Here is an 838-nt window from a genome sequence, read left to right as displayed (position 1 = left end):
TGGCGCCCACCATGATGACCAGGCCACGCTTGGTCATGACCACGTCCTTCAGCACTTCCGGCAGCTTCAGGTCTTCCATCTTCGGAATGGCGGTGGTGATCACCCGCAGCACCATCCCGACCTTGCCCTGCTGGACAAAGGCCGACACGCGGAAGCGCCCGAGGTTGGCCGGGCTGATCGCGAAATTGCATTCCTTGCTGGCTTCGAATTCAGCAGCCTGCTTGTCGCTCATGATGGCGCGCGCCAGCTCCAGGGTGTGGCCGGCGCTCAGGGGCTGGTTCGACACCGGCGTCATCTTGCCGTCGATCTTGAAGGCCGGCGGGAAGTCGGCCGTGATGAAGAGGTCCGAGCCGTTCTTGCTCAGCATCAGTCGCAGCAGGTCGTGCATGAATCGGGTTGCCTNATCGTGCGTCCTTTGCGTCAGTAATGCCGGCGCTTAGCCGGGGAAGTTTTCCGGGGTCTTGGCGGCGGCGCGCGCAGCGGCCGACGAGATCACATTGCGCCGCACCAGGTCGGTCAGGCAGCTGTCGAGCGTTTGCATGCCGACATTGGCGCCGGTCTGTATCGCCGAATACATCTGGGCGATCTTGGCTTCGCGGATCAGGTTGCGGATGGCCGGCGTGCCCAGCATGATTTCATGCGCCGCCACGCGGCCGTTGCCGTCCTTGGTCTTCAGCAGGGTCTGCGAGATCACCGCCTGCAGCGACTCCGACAGCATGGCCCGCACCATTTCCTTTTCGTCGCCGGGGAAGACGTCGATGATACGGTCGATGGTCTTGGCCGCCGACGAGGTATGCAGCGTGCCGAACACCAGGTGGCCGGTTTCCGCCGCCGACAG

At 63.7% G+C, this 838-nt stretch carries 1 protein-coding gene and 1 pseudogene; both read right to left on the bottom strand.

All coding sequences use genetic code 11. From position 1 onward, the window contains the following. Positions 1 to 388 (bottom strand): annotated as a pseudogene (locus JK635_RS28570) (type IV pili twitching motility protein PilT); the annotation flags it as partial. A gap of 48 nt (positions 389 to 436) precedes the next feature. Beyond that, a partial coding sequence (locus JK635_RS28565; protein ID WP_202654792.1) for an ATPase, T2SS/T4P/T4SS family occupies positions 437 to 838 on the bottom strand: 402 nt, incomplete at its 5' end.

The sequence above is a fragment of the Neobacillus paridis genome (genome assembly GCF_016765675.1).
Lineage (GTDB): Bacteria > Bacillota > Bacilli > Bacillales > Cytobacillaceae > Neobacillus > Neobacillus paridis.
This window is presented reverse-complemented; position numbering and strand designations above follow the sequence as displayed.